Here is a 20,752-nt window from a genome sequence, read left to right on the forward strand (position 1 = left end):
TCAGAAGGACGGCCGCTTCATCCCGGCCGCGAGGTAGGCGGAAGCTACAGTGTTGGCCATCAGCATGGCAATGGTCATCGGTCCGACACCGCCGGGAACCGGGGTGATGGCGCCGGCCGCTTGCGCCGCCTCAGCATAGGCGACGTCGCCGACGAGTCGGGTCTTGTCTTCGCCCTTTTCGGGCGCGGCGATGCGATTGATGCCGACATCGATGACGGTAGCGCCCGGCTTGACCCAGTCGCCCTTGACCATTTCGGGTCGGCCGACGGCCGCCACCAGAATGTCGGCGGTGCGGGCGAGCGCCGGCAGGTCCCTGGTGCGGCTGTGCGCGATGGTGACCGTGCAGTTGGCGGCGAGCAGAAGGTTGGCCATCGGCTTGCCGACGATGTTGGAGCGGCCGACGACGACCGCGTTGAGGCCGGACAGGTCCTTGCCGCGCACGCGCTCGATCAAAAGCATCGAGCCGGCCGGCGTGCACGGTACGAAGGCCGTATCGAGTTCGCCGGTGCCGAGCTTGCCGACATTGATGAAATGGAAACCGTCGACGTCCTTTTCCGGTGCGATGGCCTGGATGATCTTGCCGGAATCGATATGGGCGGGAAGCGGCAGCTGCACCAAAATGCCGTTGACGGCCGGATCGGCATTGAGATCGCCGATGATCTTGAGCAGCGCCTGTTCGGAGGTGTCGGCCGGTAGCGTGTGCTGGAGCGAATGAAAGCCGCATTCCTTCGCGGTGCGGGATTTGGAGGCGACATAGACCTGGCTTGCCGGATCCTCGCCGACGATCACCACCGCCAGGCCGGGCTTCTCCGCACCCTTGCCCACCAGTTCCGCGGTCAGGGCCTTGACCTTCTGAACCACGTCTTCGGCGACGCTTTTTCCGTCAATCAATTCGGCCATGGACCACCTTCAACACTGTTCTGCCTGGAGCGCGCCTGTCCGTGCACGCTCGATCTCTGGTTGCACATCGATGCACCCGGAAACGCCTTGCGGTTTCGGGCACCATGCAGCGCGGCATTTTCACGAAAATTCCAGCGGGCAATCCCGTCAAAACGCCGTCACATGCCGTAAACTCGAAACCGGCCGCTTTTATCGGTTGCCGGGAGTTCTAGAAATAGCGGCGGTTTGAACGGCTTTCGGTCAGTTCGCGCACCGCATCGCGGAATTCGCGCAGGCTGTCGCGGATTTCATCGATCTGGGTCTGCTGATCGGCGTCCGGTTCCTGAGGAGGATTCGGTCCCTGCCCAACCGGAGGCATCACTGGCTGTTGAGTGGGGCTCGGCGGCGTCTGCCGGGCCGGAGGGTATTCGGGCTGGCTGGCATGGGAGTAGGCCTCCGCCCGAGGAGCCGGATACATCGACTGGCGCGGAGTCTCCTGCTGGTACTTCGGTTGCGGATCTGCGTTCCGTACCGGCTTTGTCGCCTGGGCGACGGGGGGCGAGACGGGCTTGTCGGCGCGCATCGTGGCAGGCTTCTGCTGTTTGCCTGGAAGAAGCCCGCCTATGGCTGAAAGCACTGCGCCAATCGGTCCGGACTGTTCGGTCCCAACGTCGACGGCCTGGGGCCTCGAAACTTGCGGTGCAGCAGGTGGCCGCGCGGCCGGTGCGGCCGGCGGCGGTGCAGCGCGATAGGCCTTGTCGTCGAAAGCCGGCCTGCTTTTGTCGGTCTTGCTCCGGGACCGGAACGCCGCAGTTTCGCGCACGCTCTCATAGGCGCCGCGCATGCCGCCGAGGCCGATGCCGGCGGCCAGCCCGAGCAGCAGTCCGGCAAGCGCAATCACGGCGCGCGACGGCCCGTTTGGTTCGAGTGGGGGTCGAGCCTCGGTCATCAGATTGATGTTGGTGGTGTTGATGTTTTCCTGTTCGCCGGTCTCCTTGGCGCGCAGAAGATAGCGCTCATAGACGGAACGCTTGGCCGCGGCGTCACGCTCCAGTTCGCGCAAGCTGACCAGGTCGTTGTTGACGTCGCCGCTTTGGACCTTTGCCTGCGCCAGGCGCGAAGCCAGGTCCTGCTCGACCTGGACCGCGCGCTTGAGGTCGACCTGCAGTGAAGAGGAGATACGACGCAGTTCGCCGGCGATGCGCTCGCGCGCGCCATCGAGCTGGGCACTGAGCGCCTGGAATTCGGGATGGCGCGGCCCAAGCCGTACCGCGGCGCGGTCGGCCTCCTGCTTCAGCGTCGCATATTGCGAGCGCAGTTCGCTCATCATGTTGGAGTTGATTTCTTCCGGCAAGGTGCCGTTGAGAACCGAATTCACGTTGATCGAACGCGTCGACGCCGCTCGCGCATTGAGCTCCAGCGTGCGGGCGCGGGCAACGGAGAGTTGCTCGTTGAGCTTCAGCATCTGGTCGTCGCTGATCAAATGGCCCTGCGCGTCGATAAGACCATGCGTGGCCCTGAAATCCTCGACTTTGCGCTCGGCCGCCTCGACACCCTTGCGCAAGTCATCGAGCTTGGACGTCAGTTGGTTCGTCGCGCGTCCGGCCATGTCGAACTGGTAGTTGGCCGCCTCCTCCTGGAAGACGGTTCTCGTCGTGTTGGCGATGTTCGCCGACTTCTCGGCACTTTGGGTGGTGGCGCTGATGGAAACGACAAAAGTCTTGCCGCTGCGCTCGACCGACAGGCTCTCGGCCAGATTGCCAACCGCCAGCGCCTGGCGGCGAATGTCATCGGCGCCGCCAGGTCCATCCTGGCGTGACAGTATCGAGCGGATGAGCGACATGACGCCAAGGCCGCCGGAACCTTGCCCGTTGAACTCCGGATCGTTGACAAGATTGAGATCCTTGACGACCTGGTCGAGGACCTTGCCGGACGACACCATCTTGATCCGGGTTTCGACGACGGCCAGCGCGGCATCGGGCTGCCCGACCGGTTGAGTGAGATCGTTGTCGGAAAGCTTCAGGTCGCCCGGCTCGATGACCACTTGGGTGGTGGCTTCGTATTTCTTCGGCGTCGACAGGGCGATGGCGATGCCGAGCGCCGCACCCAGTATTGTCGTCGACAGGATCAGCAGCTTCGAACGGGCAATGCGGCGAACGACATGCGCCGGATCGATCAGCGGCTTCCATTCCTGCCCGTCGTCATCAGCCCCTGCGGGCCGCCGCTCTTCGCTGGCGTATCGAGGCTCGAAGGCGGCTTTGGCGCGGTAGTCCTGGGAGGGGCGGACAACTGGCTCTTCGCGCGGCCCGGCCTGCGCGTAACTGTTTCGAGCCGCCCAACCGTCCTCGGGCGAGGCCTCTTCCAAAACGGGGCCGCCACCGGGCTGATACTGGCCGGGCTCTGCCGTGGTCGCAGGCGGGTTCGACCGCGCCTCGCGTTGTGAGCGGGCGAGACGGTGGCGTGCGGCGGCATCCTCGCGCCATGCCGGGTCTGCCCGGTCGCCGATCGACACCAGCGACGCGTCGGCCTCGTCCTCGCCACGCATGGCCTGACCGAGCGCCAGCAGAGAGCGCTCACGCCTCCAGTCGTCTCGGTTTTCCCTGTCGACCATTTTCTTGGAACTTTACTGTTCGGCGGCTTGGGAAAGGCGTCGGCCAATCGTTAAGCCACGCTAAACAGGCATAGGAAACAAATGGTTAATTTTCGGATGAGGAAGGCAGAGTTTTCGCGCTTTGATTGCATCGTTTTCAGGTGCGATCGAGGCGTCCAGAACCGCACGTTAAGCTTTCCGGCCTATGTTCTGCCGGACACATGACCCAAGCCAGTGACATACCGCAAAGGCGGACCTTCGCCCGGATCGGCACCTTCGTGGCCGCACGGCGGAAGCTTGTCATCGACTATTTCTCCGCCATCAGCGGCGCCGGCGGGCGGCTGGTGTTCTCGCTCGCCTATTTCATCGCCTTGGCCAACACGCTGTCCATCGCCGAGTTCGGCATGTTCGCCACCGCATCGGCGGCTGGCGTCATGCTGTCGCGCATCCTCGCCTTCGGCTTCATCTCGGCGCTGTACCGCACCGCCACCATCCGCCCGAATCTGATCGGCACCTTCACCGCCGGCTTCCTGCTGCTTGGCGTCGTGTCGCTGCCGTTGCTGGCCGCCGCCTCATACGGCGTCTACCTGGTCTTCTTTGCCAGCACCGTGCCGCTTTCGGTCTTCGCGGCCATCGTCTTTGCCGAGGCGCTTTTGTGGCGGCCGGTCGAGGTGGTGCTGATCGTCAACAACGGCCTCGGCAAATTCGGCCGCGCCGCCGTGCTGACGATCCTGGCGACAGCGTTGCGGGCCGCCGGCGCGGTGCTGTTCATGTTTGCGGCGCAACACACGGTCGGCGTCTGGTCCTGGTACTATGTCGGCGCCAATGCCGTTTCGCTGATTATCGCCTTCGGCTTCTTCTATCCGCGCCAGCGGCTGAGGCTACGCACCGAGCTCTACCTCAGGCGGATTGCCGATTCGATCTACGTCGCCGGTGCCGAGGTGCTGTTCTATTTGCAGATGGAGTTCGACAAGCTCCTGGTGCTGGCGATCGGCGGGCCGCATCTTGCCGGTATCTACGCTATCATCATGCGGCTGGTCGACCTGACGGCGATCCCGATCCGCACCTTCTCGATGATGCTGGTGCAGCGGATGATGCGGGCGCCGGAACAGCTGTCGCGGCTGGCGGTCAAGAGCGGCATAGAAGGCGGCGTGTTCCTGGTCTCGACGCTGGCGCTGGCGGCGCTCGGCATCGTGCTGCATTTCTTCCCCAATGCGCTGGGCAGGAATGTCGCGGAGGCGGCACCGCTGGTGGCGCTGGCAATCTGCGTTCCAGGACTTCGCAACCTGGTCGAATACCAGGCCGAGCTTCTGTTCGCGCGCGGCCAGACGGCGGTCAGGGCGCTCAACCTCGGCCTGCTGGCCGGGCTGAAGGCGGTGCTGTTGACCTATGTGCTGACCGCGATCGCCGACACGCCCAATCTTGTGCTGTCGCTCAACCTCGTCTTCCTGCTGCTTTACATCGCCTCGGCGCTGCTCACCTATTCAGCGATGCGCAAGCCGGCTAAGGCAATCTAGCACAATTTCGCCCTGATCAGGTGAGGTCGATCAGGCGGCGGATGCGGCCGATATCGGTGCCGATGAAGGACTGCATGCCGATCGCCACCTGTTGCGGCGCCATGGCGGCGACGAAGCGGCGGAACTCGTCGTCCGACAGCGCCTCGCCGGTCCAGTGGACGCGGCAGAACTCTTCCGAACCGCGGAAATGGCCGGCGCGCTCCAGCACCTCGTCGACATAGCGGCCGTAGATCATGCATTCGGAGAATTTTCTTTTCGATCCAACGACCTCGACCCAGCTGCGGCCATGGGCTTTCTCGATCCGGGCGCACATCGCCGTCACGGTTTGCCGGCGCCAGGCGATCAGCGTCGAGATGTAGTCGTGCGTCGAAACCTTGGATCTATCGATGCCTAGCGCCGAACCGGCGTTGCGCGACCAGATGCGATGCTCCTCATGCCCTTCGCCGGACAGGACGCCGTCACGCCGGAACAGCCGCACCTTGCCGTCGCGACAGAAGGCGCTCAGGTCGAACGGCTTGACGAAGGCAACATCGGAATCGCAGAAGACCAGCACGTCTTCCTTCGCATGCGCCGCGATGGCGATGCGGCGAAGCTGCTGCACATGCCAGCCGCGCAGCGGCTGGGTCTTCAGGCTGAGCCAGACGCGGCGACGAAACAGGCTCGCCGGATCGTCGACGACACGCAGCCAACGCGGCAAGAGGTCCCGCTCGTCGACGACAGTGCGGCTGCCGGTCTCCAATTGGCGAAACAGCGCCACGTCGCGGTGCTCGACCAGGATGTAGTGATGCGCGACACCCGACACCTGGCGGTCCATCGTTTCGCACAACAGACGGCAGCGCTCGAAATCCGGCGCATAGCTGGCGGTCACGACCGCGGCCGTCGGCGTCTGCCGCAGCGGATCGGACCCTGCGGCGGCGTCAGGCACGAACCGGCTGTTCAATGGTTTGCTCCGGCACCTGCTCCGGCGCCCGAGAGTTTCTGCCCGACGACACGCCACAGGAACAATGGGTTGCCGACCACGTAGCGGCGCCAGAGGCGGCCGGGTTCGATCCACAGGCGAAACAGCCATTCGAGCCGCAGACGACGCATCCACAGCGGTGCCCGCGGCACGGTGCCGCTGAGGAAATCGAGCAGCGCTCCGACGGCGATCGGCAGCGTGCAATGGCGCTGGTCGATGTGGCGCGCGATCCACAGTTCCTGGCGCGGCACGCCCATGGCGACGAGCAGCACGTCGGGCCGCAGCATTTCGATCTTGTCGACGATCGTCGGCTCCTCGGCGGCGGAGAAATAGCCGTCATGGATGACGACGAATTTGTGCTGCACGGCGAGCGCCGAAAGCTTCGACGACGCCGCCTCGGCGTTGACGCGCGTCGCGCCGAGCAAGCCGACGGTTAATGGCCGGGACGACGCCTTCAGGAAGGCCGGGATGAAATCGGTGCCGTTGAGATTGTCCGGGAACGGCGCGCCGTAGAGAAGTTTTGCCGCCATGTCGACACCGACGCCGTCAGGCAGGATGAGAAAGTCATCGAGCGCTTCGGCAAAGGTCGGGTCGGTATAGGCGATGTTGGCGTTGTGCGCGTTGAGGAAGCTGACCTTGGTGAAGCGACGCTCGGCGATCAGCCGGGCAAGCATGGTGATGGCGTCGTCCCAACGGATGGCGAGGACCGGAATGCCGAGGATCGTCTTCAACGTGTCGCGCCCGATGGCGGCGCGGGCGGTGTGCATATTCATGCAAACACCTCCTGCCTGACCGGACCAAGCTTGTTCAGGCCGAGCCTGATCGCGGCGTCGAGCGCCCTCACCTGGCGGCGATGGAAAGCGCCGCCATCGACATCCCTGACAGCGGAAGCAGCAGTTTCGAGTGCCGCGGCGAAGGCAACGGGATCGTCGGTGACGACGCAATTGTCCGGCCGGTGATCGATGCCGCGCAACGAGCGGCTGGTGGCGACTGAAGGCAGGCCGAGCTCGAAGGTCTCGATGGTCTTCAACTGCACGCCGCTGCCGGCCGTGCTGATCAGCGGAATGACGGCCGCAGTGCGCACGAAGGCTTGCGCGTCAGGCACGCGGCCGACGAATTGGACACCAGGATGCGTGGACGTGATGCCGGACGGCATACCGCCGGCGATCCTGATGCGGAAGCCAGGCCTCAGATGCGGCACCACCTTGCCCAGGAACCAGTCGAGCCCGATGCGGTTCGGCTGCCAGGTCCAGGTGCCGATCAGTGCTGCGTCGCATTCGATGCGGCGCTGGCCCGTTCTTGCCGGCGCATCGGCGCGGGTCACCAGCGGCAGCACCACCGAGCGATCATCTGAGGCGACGCCAAGCGCTACGCGGTCTTCATCGGCCAGAGTGAAAACGAAGCGAGCCCGGCGGCAAAGCCGGTCTTCCACGCTCTTGAGCAGCCGTGCCTCGCGGCAAAACAGCAGGCGCTGGAGAATGCTACCCGCGGCGGCCGCATTTTCTTGCGCCGAGCGATGTTCGACATTGTGGGCGACGAAGATCGAGGGACGGTCGCCGAACAGCTTTTCGAAGGCGCCGGCGAACTGCACGGAATTGAGTACATAGCCGTCGAAAGGCCCGGCGCGCTCGACGGCGGCGCGGACTTCCGCGTCGGAGACCACGCGCAGCTTGACCGATGCGAAGGTGAGACCTGACAGCACCGCCCTGGCAACCCAGGCGAGCTTCTGCAGTGGCGAGGCGCTCTCGGTGCGCACGTCGACGGCGCCAAGCACGATTGTGTTTTCCGGATCGGCGGCAGGCTTTCCCGGCCAGGTGAAGCCGATCACGGTGACTCGCGCGCCGGCGCGCCGCAAAGCAGCGATGATCGCAGCGTTGGCGATTTCGTAACCCGAAGCGAGAGCGCCGTCGGGCACGATCGATGTGGCGAACAGCAGATGCATCTCACCTATCCAGTGCAGCCCAGATAGCAAAGCGGGGTGAACCCTTGATTAAGTGAACGCAATCGAGGCCGGGAGTCTCGGTTTTGCGGGCTTCGCCGCGAAAGGTGATTAACGAAACGTTATCACCGGGGTGCTATCGAAAACCAAAATCATCAGGCGGCTGGACACGGATGATCCCATTGCCATCGGACGGTTCGGTATCGATCGCGGGACGGTCTCCGAGGCTCGCCGCCAAGACCATCGAAGCCGTCGTCACGCTGCCGACTTTCAAACGGCCCGAACAGGTGCTCGCGACGCTGGCGTCGCTCAAGGCGCAACAGACCGCCAGGCGCTTCGCCGTCATCGTCATGGAAAACGAGGCCGAGGCGCGCGACGGCGCCAAGGCGGCGCTGCCGCTGTTCGAGCGCGGCGAGATCGCCGGTGTGGTGATCATCGCGCATGAGCGCGGCAATTGCAGCGCCTACAATGCCGGCTGGCAGACCGCGATCGTGCATTTCCCCGACTTCAGGCATCTGCTGGTCATCGACGACGACGAGATCGCCGACCCGTTCTGGCTGGAGAACATGTGCAAGGCGGCCGAGACGCTCGGCGCCGACATTGTCGGCGGCCCGCAAGTGCCCGTGTTTGCCGAACCGGCGCATGCGAGATGGGCGGAACACCCGGTCTTCGCGTCACCCTACCGGGAAACCGGGCTTGTTGCGGCGCTCTATTCCTCCGGTAATTTGCTGGTCGGGCGCAACGTGCTGACCGCCATGGGGCCGCCCTTCCTCGATCTCAGATTCAATTTCATGGGCGGCGGCGATTCCGATTTCCTCAGCCGGGCGGCGCAGAGGGGCTTCGTGCTCGGCTGGTGCGCCGAGGCGAAGGTACAGGAGACCGTTCCGGCCCGTCGTGTCGCGGCCGACTGGATCCGCGCCCGCAGCCTGCGCAACGGCGTGATCTCGACCCTAGTCGAAAAGAAGAAACGTGCCGGCACGCCGCTTGCCGGCGCCAAAGTGTTTGCGAAGAGCCTGGCACTGCTTGCCGCCTCGCCGCTGCGCGGCGCGGTCCGGCTGGTGCGGACCGGATCGCCGGCGACGGCACTTTACCCCATCCATGTCGCGCTCGGCCGCGTGCTCGCCGAATTCGGATATGCCAATGAGCAATACCGGCAGCCTGAGAAGAACTGAGCGCGCACCGCTCAGCGCGGCGTTCACGCGCGAGGGCGTGGCGACAGCGATCGCGGCGCTGCTGTTCACCATGATCCTGGTGTCCTTCCGCCCCTTTCAGCCGGCCGGCGCCCAGCTCACCGGCGAAGGCGGCGACATCGTCAACCAGCTCGGCTTCTCGTCGCTCGGCGCGATCTCGATCTTCTCGCTGGTGGCCTTCGCCGACCCGCGTGTGGTGCGCTCGCTGCTCAGCCCGTCCTGGATGCTGATGCTGGGCTGCTTCATGCTGTCGGTCGTACTGGCGACCGATCCGCCGTCGGCGATGCGCGCGGCATCCTTCACGCTGATCGGCATCCTGACGATGGCGACGATCCTGGTGCTGCCGCGCGACGGCGAGGCTTTCTCGAAAGTCATCATCTTCACCGCCATCGTCGTCATGGGCCTCTCCTACCTCGGCCTCATCGTCTTTCCGCACGAGGCCATGCACACGGCCGACTCGCAGGAGCCGGAGCATGCCGGCCTGTGGCGCGGTGTGTTCACCCACAAGAACATCGCCGGGCCGATCATGGCCTGCTTCAGCTTTGCCGGCCTCTATCTCTATCGGCGCGGGCAACGCTGGTGGGGCGCGATAATCTTCTGCGCGGCGATGATCTTCATGCTGCATACCGGCTCCAAGACGACGGCGGGCCTGGTGCCGTTCTCGATCCTGATCGTGGTGCTGCCTAGCTTGATCGGCATGCGGCTCGGCACGCCGATCCTGTTTACGGCGGCAATCATCGCCACGGCGGTCGGCACGCTGGGCATCGTCTTCCTGCCGCCGGTGAAGCATCTGGCGGCGATCTATTTTCCCGACCTGACCTATACCGGGCGCACCACGCTGTGGGAGTTCGCCGGCGACATGCTGGCGAAGAAGCCCTGGACCGGCTACGGCTATGAGAGCTTCTGGGGCACGCCGCTGCTGCTCAACCAGGACCAGCCTTTCGACCGGCCCTGGGATATCAGAACCATTGTGCACGGCCATGACGGCTATCTCGACATTGCCGTGCTGATGGGCATCCCGGCGCTCTGCGTTGCGGTCTACACCTTCCTCATTGCGCCGCTGCGCGACTACATGCGCATCCCGCTGCGCAAGGAGAACATCTACCTCGGCGACTTCTTCATGATGGTAGTGCTGTTCGCGGCGCTGAACGCCTTCCTGGAAAGCTTCTTCTTCCACCGCGGCGACCCGGTCTGGCTGTTCTTCGTGCTCGGCGTGCTTGGTTTGAGGCAAGTGTCGCTGCGGCCGATTGCGGTGCGGCCTTCCTGATTGCTCCTCCGGCGAGGGCTTTCCCGTCCCGCCGCGAGCGTCTATTGAGAGCCATCTTCGCGGAGGTTCTTCAATGACGATCAGGCTCGTTCTCGCCGGCTGCGGCAATATGGGTTACGCCATGCTTTGGGGCTGGCTGAAATCCGGCAAGCTTCCCCCGGCAGCAGTCTTCGTTGTCGAGCCCAATGACGATCTGCGCAAGCGTGCCGAAGCACTGGGATGCGGCGCGGCGACCGATGCCGCTGCAATTCCGGCGGATGCGGTGCCAGCGCTTGTCGTCATCGCCGTCAAGCCGCAGGTGATCCGCGACGTGACCGCCGCCTACAAGCGCTTTGGCGACGGCCGCACCACCTTCGTCAGCATCGCCGCCGGCACACCTGTCGCCACCTTCGAGGCGATCCTCGGCCATCGCGCGCCGATCGTGCGCTGCATGCCGAACACGCCGGCGGCCATCGGCAAGGGCATGATGGTGGTGTTTTCCAACCCGCTGGTTTCCGACGACGCCAGGCGTTTCGTCGCCGACCTGCTGTCGGCGAGCGGGGAAGTGGCCACCATCGACGACGAGAGCCTGATGGACGCGGTGACGGCAGTGTCCGGCTCAGGGCCGGCCTATATCTTCCATTTCATCGAGGCGCTGACCGTGGCGGCAGTGAAGGCCGGGCTGCCGACCCAAACCGCCAAGCTGCTCGCCATGCAGACCGTCTATGGCGCCGCATCGCTGGCCGCCGAAAGCGGTGAGGAACCGGGCCTGCTGCGCCAGCAGGTGACCAGCCCCAACGGCACCACGGCCGCCGCCCTTGCCGTGCTGATGGGCGAGGAGCGGTTGACCAAACTCCTCACCGAGGCGGTGGAAGCGGCGCGGCTGAGGTCGATAGAGTTGGGGAAGTAACCCTTAATTTGACCCGTACAACATTTCGTCCTGCAGCCGGCGCAGGGCGAACAGCCTGGTCGTCTGGTCGGGAGCGGCGTTGTCGGCGGTGAGCAACTCGCCCTTTTTGACAGGCTTCAGCACCTTGCCGCCCTCGAGCAGTCCGACGGGCACGGCGCGATTGGCGCGGGCCTCGCCGACGGTCATGGTCCAGGATCGGTAGCAGGTCTCGCCGATGGCGTCGAAACTCTCGCCGGCGGCAAGATCGCGCTTGGCGACCGCGCAGACCTCGGCCACCGGCTTCGGCAGCGGCACCATATCGGGCCGGCCGTAGAGCACGATGCGGGCGGCGGTCAGCGGCACCTCCAGCGAGGTCAGGTGATAGGGTCGGAAGAAGCTGTAATAGGGGCCGTAGCCGACATGGAGATCGTCCATGCGCTCGATGACGCGCGGATGCGTCGCCTCGACGATGACGAAGACACCGGGCGCGACGCCCTTGCCGACCGTGTAGTCGACGACACCCTTTTTGGAGAGAATGCCGCCATCAGCCTTCGGGATCAGCACCTTGGCCAGTTCATCGCGGTCGGTCTTCGGGCCGTGCATGCCCGGAACATCGGGCACCAGGCCGGTGGCGTTGGCGATGGCGCACATCTCGACCATGGTCTTCGAGCCGTCGACGAACTCGACCAGCATGCGCGGGTTCATGTTGCGGCGGATCGCTTCCTCGCGATAGTCGTCAGGCACGGCGTCGTGGTTGAGCGGGTTGTTCTTGCCCTTGCCGGCCGAGACGATGGTGTAGCCGAGAGCGGCGGCGAACTCGATCAGTTCCATGCAGCTCGACGGCTCGTCACCCGCGCCGACCGAATAGACGACGCCGAGCCGGTCGGCCTGCTGCTTGAGGTAGCAGCCGATGGTGACGTCGGCCTCGACATTCATCATCACCAGGTGCTTGCCGTGCTCCATCGCCTTCAGGTCGAAATCGGCGGCGACGCCGGGCTTGCCGGTGGCGTCGATGACGACGTCGATCAGTGGACTGGTCACCAGCATCTCGTTCGAGGTGATGGCGATTTTTCCATTCTCGATCGCGGCGGTGACTTTCGAGGCCGTGTCCGCTTCCACCGCCATCGCCTCGTCGCCATAGGCGATGCGGATGGCGTCACGGGCGGTATGCGGACGCCTGGTCGACACCGCGCAGACCGAAATGCCCGGCATCAGCATGCCCTGTGTCACCAGATCGGTGCCCATCTCGCCGGAGCCGATGACGCCGATGCGCACCGGCTTACCCTCGGTGGCGCGCCTGGCGAGGTCGCGGGCAAGCCCGGTCAGGGCGACATTTGTCATACAAGAACGTCCACGCTTTTGCCTTTGGCCCGCAATACAGGGAACGATCCCCGTTTGCCAACAAAACCAGCCGCTCGTGGCAATTTGTTGCGCACGCTGTGCAGAACCCGAATAGATTTTGCGCAGCGATTTGCAGGCTTCTGGCTTTCGTAGCGCGACCGGCTAATGTTCGGGAAGGGAGACTTCCAGGGAGGACGAGATGACAGCGGAATTCACGCCGAAATTCGATCTGGCCGGCAAGGTGGTGCTGGTCACAGGCGCCTCGCGCGGCATCGGGCGCGCCTGCGCGCTGGCCTGCGCCGGCTCAGGCGCCGACATGATCGTCAGTGTGCGCAGCGCTGCCGACGGCGCAGAGCTTGTCGCCGAAATCGAGCGCATCGGCCGCCGGGCGCTGGCCGTGCGGATGGATCTCGCCGATCTCGCTACGGTGCGAAAATCTGTCGCCGAGGCGCACGCCGCCTTCGGCCGCATCGATGTGCTGGTCAACAATGTCGGGCTCGGGCCGGAAAACCTGGCCGAGAACGTCACCGAGGAAGATTTCGACCTCACCGTCAACGTCAACCTCAAGGGCACGTTTTTCACTACGCAAGCAGTTGCAAAACTGATGATCGCGCAGAAATCCGGGCGCATCATCAACATCAGCTCGCAGGCCGGTACGGTGACGCTGAAGGGCGAGGCGATCTATTGCATGAGCAAGGCCGCGATCAACCACCTGACGCGCTGCCTGGCCGCCGAATGGGCGCAACACCGGATCAACGTCAATAGCGTCGCGCCAACCTTCATCTGGACCGACGGAACACGTCCATCGCTGGCCGAGCCCGACTTTCACGCGCATGTGCTGGGGCACATTCCGCTTGGCCGCATCGGCGACCCGATCGATGTCGCGGGAACAGTGGTGTTCCTGGCCTCGCCGGCGGCGTCGATGATCACCGGCGTCAATATATTGGTCGATGGCGGGTGGTCGGTGGCGTGAGCGACCAGGCTTGCAGGCCAATCGTCTCAAAGGATTGAGCTGACGCTGAGAGAAAGCATTGCATTCCCGACATATTTACCAACGGGGCGCATTACTGCTGAAATGCTGCAGCAGGGTCAGTAGCGGCGACCGGGCGGCTTTCGCGAGTGCGGGCCTGCAGTTTTCCAGGAGACTCGTGCTTCTGGCCCGATTCGCGCTGAATGACAGTGCGGCGACGCAAGGCCCTATGTGCCATTTTTGCTACATCTATTGGGTCTAATGGCGCGAACGCCCGGTTTTAGAGGCGTCTAAATCATTAAGTACTCACATCCTTTGAAAATCTGATAGATACTCGCCGCAAGCTCCGGTGGCAGGCTTGGGCAATTAAGCGCCAAAAAAACAACAAAGGCGCGGGGAAAGTCACGGGGTAGACATGAACAGGACGGGTAAAGTGACCGTCGGCTGGCGTATTGCGCTTGCCGTGACGGTGTCAGTGCTGGCTTGCGGAAGCGCCGGCGCACTCTCTCTCAAAGAAGCAATGGCAGTCGCCGTCGAATCCAATCCGGAGATCGGCCAGGCGATTGAAAACCGCGAAGCAATCGAATTCGAGCTGCGCCAGGCGAAAGGTCTTTACCTTCCCAGCGTCGATCTGGAAGGGTCGGCAGGCGCCCGGCGCCTCGACAATCCATCCCGGCGCGCGCTTTCCATCGAGGACGACGCGCTCTATCCCGTTGAAACCGATCTTACGATTTCGCAGACGCTCTATGACAGCGGCGCAAGACGGGCCGAATTGACCCGTCAGGCGTCGCGCGTCGACGGCGCTTCGTTCCGGGTTCTGGAACGGTCCGAATTCATCGGGCTCTCCGTTGTCCAGGACTATCTGGAATACATGCTGCAGGCGTCGATCGTTGCCGAGGCCAAGAAAAACCTCGGCTTCCACCAGGCTATACTCGGCGACATCCGGCAGGGTATCGACGGCGGGGCGCTGAACGACGCAGACCGGCAACAGGCCGAGGAGCGGCTGTTCGCCGCCAAGGCGCGCATGCAGGAAGCCACCGAGGAACTGGAAGCAGCCAAGATACGCTTCTTCAAAACCGTCGGAAAGCCGCTGACCAACGCTTCAAGGCCGGGCGATGTCTCCGCCGCACTGCCAAGGTCGCTCGATGAAGCAATCGGGCTGGCGCGGGAAAGCAATCCGCGCGTGCACATGGCCAACAGCGACATCGACGCGGCGGCCTCCCTTGTCGACGCAGCACGGGCGAAATTCGGACCCTCCATCATCGCCGAAGGTCGCGCCCGGGCGGGAACCGACATCGATGGCGACGATGGCGACACCAACGACCTGCAGGCGCGGCTGGTGCTGCGCTGGAACCTCTACCGCGGCGGCATCGACAAGGCCAACGAGCAGGAACAGATCCGCCGCACCAGCGAACAGCGCCTCGCTTTGCATCAGGTCCAGCGCGAGATCGAGGAAGCAGTGCGGACCTCATGGGATCGTCGCTTCCGGCAAGCCGACCTGGCAAAGACGCTGCGGCAACAGGCTGCCGCCAACGAACGGCTGGTCGCGTCCTATCGCGAACAGTTCAAGGTCGGCCAGCGATCGCTGCTCGACGTGCTGGACGCGCAGAATACGCGGTTCAACACGGCGACGCTGGCGGATACCGCATCCTACGCGTCACTTTTCGCCCAGTATCGGCTGCTGGCCGCAACGGGACAGTTGCTGAAGACGATGAACATCCAGCCGGCCAAACAGGCCGCGGCCTATGCGCGGTCCGAATTCGCCGTGCCGGCAACCGCCGACACTGAAACCTATGCACGGACGCCGTCGGAACAGAAGAACGATCTGCCCTTCGACATCCTCGCTCCAGTCCGGAAAAAGCAGCCGATGTAAGATCGATCGCGGGTCCTTCGGGAGCGGATCGTGAACCAGCAGCCCAATATCCTGTCGCCCAAAGAGGCCTTCAAGGCCTGCTTTTCGGCCGTTGCCGCCTATCTCGGCAGGCCGAGCGCGGAGACCGTGCTGTTCGCCGGCGTTCCGATCGCGGAGACGCGCATCGAGGCCGGCGACATCAGGCATCTGGCCGAGCGCATCGGCCTGGAGGTCGCGGAATTCAACCACCGCGATTTCGTGCGCGGTCGCTTCGACCTTCCGGCCATCGTCTTTCGCGCCAGCCAGCTGCCGGTCGCCCTGCTCGCGGAAATCGAAGGCGGCGACTATCTGACCGCTCCCCAGGAGAACGGCCGCACCACGATCGGCAAATCCGAGCTGGTCGAAAGCTATATCAGCGGCGGCGCCTCTTTCTCGATCACCTATGCCAACACCACCGAGGCGATGAAGGTCGGCTCGGCGGCGAAGATCGAAAGACGGCACTGGCTGACCGGAACCATGGGCGCGTTCTGGCGCACCTATTCGAAGGTCGTGCTGTCGGCGGTCTTCATCAACCTGCTCGCCATCGCCTCGCCGATCTTCACCATGAACGTCTATGACCGGATCCTGCCGAACAAAGCGGTCGCGACGCTCTGGGTCCTGGCGGTCGGGATCGGCGCCGTCATTGTGTTCGATCTGCTTTTGAAGACGGCCCGCGCCTCGCTCATCGACTATGCCGGGCGCAAGGCGGATCTGCGGATTTCGTATCTGCTGTTCGAGAAAGTGCTCAATTCGTCACTGTCGGCGCGGCCCAGTTCGACGGGTGAATACGCAAACCGGGTGACCCAATACGAGTTCGTGCGAGAGTTCTTCACCTCCAACACCATCAGCGTCTTCATCGATACGGTCTTCGTCTTCATCTTCCTGCTGGTCATCTATGCGATAGGTGGCTGGCTGGTGATCATACCGGCGCTGGCCTTTGTGATTTCAGTCATCGTCGGCCTGATCACGCAGCGCCGTATCGGCAAGCGTGTCGCCGCCTCGATGAACGAAGCCGCGCAGCGCCAAGCCCTGTTGGTCGAATCCATTTCGACCCTGGAGACGATCAAGTCGCTGCGCGCCGAGGCCTATCTGCTGCGCAAATGGGGCGAGCACTCCAAGAATGCTGCCAACACGTCGGAAAAGATCAAGCAGCTTTCGGCCGCCGCCGGCAACATCACCGGATCCATCCAGCAGTTGGTGACCGTCGCGCTGGTCGTGGCCGGCGCCTACGCCTTTTCCGCGGGCTATGTGTCGACGGGCGCGATCATCGGCACTGTCATGCTGGCCAGCCGGGCGGTGGCGCCGCTTGGCCAGATCGCCATCACGCTGTCCAGGTTCCGCCAGGCCATGCTGTCGCTGCGAATAGTCAACGCGATCATGTCTCAACCGGAGGACCGGCCGGATACGGTCGGCTTCGTCAACCGTCCGATCCGCAACGGCGCGATGGTCTTCAAGAATGTCGGCTTTGTCTATCCGGGTTCGGAGAACGAGGTTCTGAGCGGGCTGAACATCTCCGTCAAACCGGGCGAGCGGGTGGGCATCATCGGTCGCATCGGATCCGGCAAGACAACGATGGGGCGGCTGATCGGCAGGCTTTTCCTGCCGACCTCGGGAGAACTGCTGCTCGACGGCATCGACATTCGCCAATATCACCCTTCGGAGGTTCGCGCCGCAGTCGGGATCGTTGCCCAGGCCGGCGATCTGTTTTCAGGCACCATCAAGGAGAACCTCCTGATGGCGGCCCCGGAAGCCTCCGACGAGGAGATCATCGACGCCGCGAAGGCTGCCGGCGTCGACGAATTCGTCTCCCGTCACCCACGTGGCTACGACATGAATGTCGGCGAGCGCGGCACCAATCTCTCGGGCGGCCAGAGGCAGGCAGTGGCGATCGCGCGGCTGCTTTTGACCAAGCCGAAGATCGTTTTTCTGGATGAGCCGTCGGGGTCGATGGACCTTGCCTCGGAACGGCAGTTGATCAGGCAGCTCAAGGTGGCTTTCGAGCGGAACACGACGCTGATCGTCTCGACCCACCGCTTCAGCATGCTCGAACTCGCCGATCGCCTCATCGTCATCGATCAAGGCCGGATCGTCGCCGACGGGCCGAAGGAACAAGTCATACAGGCGCTGCAGAAGAACAGCGCCTGACAAAACGGATTATATTGAACCATTTCAATATAATGGGACGTGGGAAATGCTTGCAAGGGAAGACCGCCCACCGCTGTTTGCGTCGGCGTCCATATTCATCATCGGGGCGCTGTTCGTCTCGTTCGTAGGCTGGGCGTCGTTCGCCGAAGTCGATGAAATCGCGCGCGGCGACGGCAAGGTCATACCCGCATCCAAGACCCAGATCATCCAGGCCAGCGAGGCCGGCGTGGTTCAGGAAATCGCGGTGAGGATCGGCCAGGTGGTCAAGAAGAACGACCTCATCATCCGGCTCGACAACACGGTCAACACCTCCAGCCTCGGCGAACAGCAGGCCAAGGCGCGCGCATTGCAGGTGCGCATCGCGAGGCTCAAATTCGAGCAGGCCGGCAGCCTTTCCGGCCCCTTTCCGTGCCCGGAGGAAATCCAGTCGGTCGCACCGGAGATCTGCGACAACGAGCAGAAACTGCTCATCGCCCGGCGCCAGAATTTCGATATCAAGCTGTCGGTGCTCAAATCGCGCCTCGACCAGCGCGAGAAGGAACTGGACGAAGCAACCGCCAATGCCGACCGCCTGACCAAGAACCTGGTGATTAGCGACCAGGAGGCAAAGCTGGTCGAAGCGATGGTCAAAAAAGGCCTGATGGCCAGGACCGAGCAGATCCGCGTCGATGGGCAGCAGGCTGAGCTCAATGGCCAGCTGAACCTGGCCGGCGAGACCATAAAGAAGGCCAAGGGTGCCATCACCGAAGCGCAGCTGCAGGTCGACGAGCTCGGTCTCCAGCTGCAACAGGAAGCGCTGGACGACCTGACCCAGGCGCTGGCCGAGCTTTCGGTGGTGGACGAGACCATTCGCGGTGCCACCGACAAGGTCGCGCGCACCGACATCCGTTCGCCGGTGGACGGCATCGTCAACACGATGGAGTTGAACACGGTCGGCGCCTTCGTGCAGCCCGGCGCCGTCGTGGCCGGCATCGTGCCCACCTCCGAGACCCTTTTGGTCGAAGCGCGGGTTTCGCCACGCGATGTCGCCTTCATTCGTGAGAACCAGGATGCGCTGATCAAGGTCACCGCCTACGACTTCTCGATCTTCGGCGGCATCGAAGGCAAGGTCTCGAACATCACCGCCGACAGCCTGGTCGACCAGAAGACGGGCGAACCCTACTACCAGGTGCGCGTCGCGACGGACACGTCGACGCTGGAAAGGGACGGCAAGGCCTATTCGATCATCCCGGGCATGATCTGCTCGGTCGACATCAAGACCGGGCGCAAGACGATCCTGAACTACCTGCTGAAGCCGATCAACAAAGCGCGCCAGGAGGCCATGAGTGAACGATAGCTCCGCCCTTCCCGCCACCCAAGGCGAGCGGCTGATGCTGCCGCTTGCGGCCGATGATTTCGGCCCGGAGTTCCGGGTCGTCGCACGAGGCGGCATACGCCGCGGCATTCGCCTGGAACGCGCGTTCTGGGCGTCGCTCAAGCAGATGGCCGAAGCCCGGAAATGCACGATCGGCATGCTGGTCGACGAGATCGCCGAAAGCCATGCCGATCAGGGGAACCTGACGTCGGCGATCCGGGTCGCCTGCATGCGCGGCATGGCGGAAGAAAATCTGATGCTGCGAAAGCTCGCCTCGATCAGGACGATCAACGCCATTCTGGTCGCCTGTCCCTCGCCTGCCTTCGCGCTGTCATCGTCGAAGAAGATCCTGACGTTCAACGCGCCGTTCCAGCAGTTGGTCAAGCGGCAGCTGCCGACAGCACCAAACGACGATGCGCGTCACGACCTCAAGCTGGCGCTCGACCTCAATGTGGCCGACATATTCGCGCGGCTCGAGACCAATGGCGAGACGCCGGTCGCCACCGGTTTCGTCATCGGCGCCGGCGAACGCCGCTACCGGGGTCAGCTGAGCGCGGTGCGCGCGCCGGTGGCCGAACCTGAATTGTTGATGGCGTTCGTCTTCAACGGCTAGCCGCTAAATAGTGCGCAGTTCACTGCGGGCCGAGGGGGGTCGAAATCGTGTCCGCGAAAACCATATCCGGCTGCAAGCCTTCGCCGGGGGCGATCGTCGTGAAACCACCCTTGATGTCGGCCATCTCGGCGCCACCGGTTCTGGAGCCATGGATCCAGGCCCGATCCATGCTGAAGGAATAGAGCGGAACATAGTCGGGGAGATCGCTGTCGCGCCGGACGGCATTGCCAAGACTGTCGAGAATGAAGGCGCCGCTGGCCGTGCTCACCGACAGCACAGCGTGAAAGAACTTCCTCTTGCGATCCTGAAGGACAACGAGCGACATGCTCTGCGCCGGAATGCCCGCCTGCAGCAGCGCCGTCATCTTGAGGATGGCGAAATCCTCGCAGTCGCCGGCGCGCCGCTCGAGGATTTCCGAAGGTTTCGCCCAATAGTCCAGCTTGCCGTAGACGGCGCTGTCCTTGCGGTAGGCGATCAGGCGATTGATGCTGGTGTTGACAAAGGCCAGCTTGTCGCTGAACCCCTTGGCCTTGGCCGCGTCCACCATCGCGACGAACGCTGCGTTCTTGCGCTCGCACGCACTGCCCGCCGAACAGCCGACGATCGCCTTGTAGACAGGCGCCCAGCGGGCCGCGACCGGGAAGTTGCGCATCGAAAGGGCAACCGACCCGAACACGCCCGGGATGATCGCCGCCGTCTGCATCGGGTCGATGCCGGTATTGGCTTCCGCTATCGAAGAGGTGTTTGCGCCATCCGCCTCGGCAGGAGCGTAACTGCCGGAGACGGAGCCGACGCGGTAGGGCGCGGCAGGCTGCCAGGGCTGAGGCCTCGCCAACGAAACGCCGCCCAGGCTGGACGGCGCCTGGAGCCTTTCGAGCAGCGCACCGGCAGGCACCGAATCACCCGACATGGCGCTCGCCAACGACGAATGCGGCACGCCCGCAAGGCCGATCGCCAGCAGGAGAATCCTAAACGGGGCTGATGCCGGAGAAGCTTTTTTTATTGTCATAACGCCCACCTTTGACTGTGGACGCTACCAGTCTCGCCTCAAATTATTGGAAAGGAAGGTGGATAAGTTTCCAGCAATTGGTTTTATCTACTTTATTTAAAATTCTAATTTAATTTATACTTATATTGACCAGACGGCTGCAGCCCGCCGGCCGCCGAAAAGGGCTCACGGAAGGCAAGATATAGCTGGCTATATGGCAGCGGTTTACCATGCGTAAAAAA

General features: G+C 63.6%; 17 protein-coding genes. 10 read left to right on the forward strand and 7 right to left on the reverse strand.

Features of this window, described 5'->3' with window-relative positions; translation table 11 throughout:
* Both folD and AC04SI_RS26250 read right to left on the reverse strand, forming a co-directional pair.
* On the reverse strand, positions 1-900 hold the full coding sequence (gene folD / locus AC04SI_RS26245; RefSeq protein ID WP_488475167.1) for a bifunctional methylenetetrahydrofolate dehydrogenase/methenyltetrahydrofolate cyclohydrolase FolD: 900 nt from the start codon (positions 898-900) through the stop codon (positions 1-3).
* Positions 901-1,108: 208 nt separating this feature from the next.
* Positions 1,109-3,490: a GumC family protein gene (locus tag AC04SI_RS26250; protein ID WP_488475168.1), complete on the reverse strand. Its 2,382-nt coding sequence runs from the start codon at positions 3,488-3,490 to the stop codon at positions 1,109-1,111.
* 200 nt (positions 3,491-3,690) lie between these two features.
* Here AC04SI_RS26250 and AC04SI_RS26255 point away from each other — a divergent pair, with 200 nt between their 5' ends.
* Entirely contained in the window at positions 3,691-4,986 is a 1,296-nt protein-coding gene (locus AC04SI_RS26255) for a lipopolysaccharide biosynthesis protein (RefSeq protein ID WP_488475169.1), read from the forward strand.
* Between the two features lie 16 nt (positions 4,987-5,002).
* Here AC04SI_RS26255 and AC04SI_RS26260 read toward each other — a convergent pair whose 3' ends face one another.
* The 3 genes from AC04SI_RS26260 to AC04SI_RS26270 are packed head-to-tail and all read right to left on the reverse strand — an operon-like array spanning position 5,003 to position 7,886.
* Positions 5,003-5,926: a DUF6492 family protein gene (locus AC04SI_RS26260; RefSeq protein WP_488475170.1), complete on the reverse strand. Its 924-nt coding sequence runs from the start codon at positions 5,924-5,926 to the stop codon at positions 5,003-5,005.
* Positions 5,923-6,717: a WecB/TagA/CpsF family glycosyltransferase gene (locus AC04SI_RS26265; protein ID WP_488475171.1), complete on the reverse strand. Its 795-nt coding sequence runs from the start codon at positions 6,715-6,717 to the stop codon at positions 5,923-5,925. The genes AC04SI_RS26260 and AC04SI_RS26265 overlap by 4 nt, the downstream gene beginning before the upstream one ends.
* Positions 6,714-7,886, reverse strand: a complete 1,173-nt coding sequence (locus tag AC04SI_RS26270) for a glycosyltransferase family 4 protein (protein WP_488475172.1) — start codon at positions 7,884-7,886, stop codon at positions 6,714-6,716. Before AC04SI_RS26270 ends, AC04SI_RS26265 begins: the two co-directional genes overlap by 4 nt.
* 170 nt (positions 7,887-8,056) lie before the next feature.
* On the opposite strand from AC04SI_RS26270, the gene AC04SI_RS26275 reads away from it, so the two are divergent.
* The 3 genes from AC04SI_RS26275 to proC all read left to right on the forward strand — a co-directional run bounded on the left by AC04SI_RS26275 (position 8,057) and on the right by proC (position 11,229).
* Positions 8,057-9,055 carry a glycosyltransferase family 2 protein gene (locus AC04SI_RS26275; protein WP_488475173.1) on the forward strand — a complete coding sequence of 333 codons (999 nt, stop codon included), beginning with the start codon at positions 8,057-8,059 and terminating at the stop codon, positions 9,053-9,055.
* The gene (locus AC04SI_RS26280) at positions 9,024-10,340 is read left to right on the forward strand and encodes an O-antigen ligase family protein (protein WP_488475174.1); all 1,317 of its coding nucleotides are present in this window, start codon (positions 9,024-9,026) and stop codon (positions 10,338-10,340) included. Before AC04SI_RS26275 ends, AC04SI_RS26280 begins: the two co-directional genes overlap by 32 nt.
* Before the next feature lie 73 nt (positions 10,341-10,413).
* The gene (gene proC / locus AC04SI_RS26285) at positions 10,414-11,229 is read left to right on the forward strand and encodes a pyrroline-5-carboxylate reductase (protein WP_404281085.1); all 816 of its coding nucleotides are present in this window, start codon (positions 10,414-10,416) and stop codon (positions 11,227-11,229) included.
* A gap of 3 nt (positions 11,230-11,232) precedes the next feature.
* On the opposite strand, the gene AC04SI_RS26290 is transcribed toward proC, so the two are convergent.
* A complete protein-coding gene (locus AC04SI_RS26290; protein WP_488475175.1) occupies positions 11,233-12,549 on the reverse strand; it encodes an NAD(P)H-dependent oxidoreductase in 1,317 nt (438 codons plus the stop codon).
* Positions 12,550-12,748: 199 nt separating this feature from the next.
* Here AC04SI_RS26290 and AC04SI_RS26295 point away from each other — a divergent pair, with 199 nt between their 5' ends.
* The 5 genes from AC04SI_RS26295 (at position 12,749) to AC04SI_RS26315 (ending at position 19,522) form a co-directional block, all read left to right on the forward strand.
* A complete protein-coding gene (locus tag AC04SI_RS26295; RefSeq protein WP_488475176.1) occupies positions 12,749-13,522 on the forward strand; it encodes an SDR family NAD(P)-dependent oxidoreductase in 774 nt (257 codons plus the stop codon).
* A 412-nt stretch (positions 13,523-13,934) separates the two neighbouring features.
* Positions 13,935-15,392, forward strand: coding sequence for a TolC family outer membrane protein (locus tag AC04SI_RS26300; RefSeq protein WP_488475177.1), 1,458 nt, complete (start codon positions 13,935-13,937; stop codon positions 15,390-15,392).
* 30 nt (positions 15,393-15,422) lie between these two features.
* On the forward strand, positions 15,423-17,555 hold the full coding sequence (locus AC04SI_RS26305; RefSeq protein WP_488475178.1) for a type I secretion system permease/ATPase: 2,133 nt from the start codon (positions 15,423-15,425) through the stop codon (positions 17,553-17,555).
* Between the two features lie 46 nt (positions 17,556-17,601).
* Positions 17,602-18,891 carry an HlyD family type I secretion periplasmic adaptor subunit gene (locus AC04SI_RS26310; protein ID WP_404281075.1) on the forward strand — a complete coding sequence of 430 codons (1,290 nt, stop codon included), beginning with the start codon at positions 17,602-17,604 and terminating at the stop codon, positions 18,889-18,891.
* A gap of 34 nt (positions 18,892-18,925) precedes the next feature.
* Positions 18,926-19,522 carry a ribbon-helix-helix domain-containing protein gene (locus AC04SI_RS26315; protein ID WP_488475208.1) on the forward strand — a complete coding sequence of 199 codons (597 nt, stop codon included), beginning with the start codon at positions 18,926-18,928 and terminating at the stop codon, positions 19,520-19,522.
* Between the two features lie 19 nt (positions 19,523-19,541).
* Here AC04SI_RS26315 and AC04SI_RS26320 read toward each other — a convergent pair whose 3' ends face one another.
* Entirely contained in the window at positions 19,542-20,432 is an 891-nt protein-coding gene (locus tag AC04SI_RS26320) for a transglutaminase-like cysteine peptidase (protein ID WP_488475179.1), read from the reverse strand.
* Between AC04SI_RS26320 and AC04SI_RS26325 the strand changes: the two genes are divergently transcribed.
* Complete coding sequence (locus tag AC04SI_RS26325; RefSeq protein ID WP_488475180.1) at positions 20,431-20,631, forward strand: hypothetical protein; 201 nt, start codon at positions 20,431-20,433, stop codon at positions 20,629-20,631. The genes AC04SI_RS26320 and AC04SI_RS26325 overlap by 2 nt on opposite strands.
* Positions 20,632-20,752 lie beyond the last annotated feature (121 nt).

The sequence above is a fragment of the Mesorhizobium sp. CNPSo 4689 genome (assembly GCF_057784325.1).